Annotated in this window: 1 pseudogene; it reads right to left on the bottom strand. The window is 48.2% G+C overall.

The annotated features are described in order from the left end of the window. Window positions 1-353 (bottom strand): annotated as a pseudogene (locus B3182_RS15085) (ammonium transporter); the annotation flags it as partial.

The following is a 353-nucleotide window of genomic DNA, read 5'->3' as shown; positions in this document are numbered from 1 at the left end:
GCCATGGTCACACTCACTGCCAATGCACCTGGGTCAAAGAAGAACAGACATGACAGAATAATCATCGGCAGGCCGGCGAAAATTGTCATTATGCCCACTGTCAGCAGACCAAGATTTGGCGGGCGGTATTCAGAGACCTTAGGATGAGCCGAGAACATGCCTGGACGAGGTCTTAGTGTACGTGAAAACACCATTGCCATACCGGCAGGGAATAGATAAACGAAACCTACACCAAAGAAGTCATGGAAGCCCAAATTAGTCAGTGGACCGACCGAACCCCAAGTAATCCAGCTCAAAATGGATGAAACAATGGTGGCGACAAAAGCAGTGATGTAATAAGCCGATGCTTTCAT

It is taken from the genome of Methylophaga sp. UBA4204 (assembly GCF_002379485.1).
In the GTDB taxonomy this organism is placed as follows: Bacteria; Pseudomonadota; Gammaproteobacteria; order Nitrosococcales; family Methylophagaceae; genus Methylophaga.
Note: the sequence above shows the minus strand (reverse complement) of the source record. Positions and strands in the feature narration are given on the sequence as shown.